Genomic DNA, 279 nt, shown 5'->3' on the forward strand with positions numbered 1-279 from the left:
ACTTCTGGTACAACAGGAACACCGAAAGGTGTAATGGTTGAAAATAGGAATGTAATGAATCTATCTAATTGGCAAATCGATGAAGGGAAGTATGGAGAAGATACGGTTGTTCTTCAAAATTTAAACTATATCTTCGATGGCTCAGTTTGGGAAATTTTCCCTGTTACTTTATCAGGAGGAAAACTGTTAATTATTTCTGAAATACAAAACAAAGAACCTAGAGAGTTATTAACTCTTTTAGAGAAAAAGCAAGCTCTGTTAGTACCATCAATGTTCAGA

At 34.1% G+C, this 279-nt stretch carries 1 protein-coding gene; it reads left to right on the top strand.

What is annotated here, in order from left to right; translation table 11 throughout:
• A partial coding sequence (locus tag JDS82_RS30465) for an AMP-binding protein (RefSeq protein ID WP_199714332.1) occupies positions 1 to 279 on the top strand: 279 nt, incomplete at both ends.

This window comes from Bacillus cereus group sp. N14, from assembly GCF_016483555.1.
Lineage (GTDB): Bacteria > Bacillota > Bacilli > Bacillales > Bacillaceae_G > Bacillus_A > Bacillus_A wiedmannii.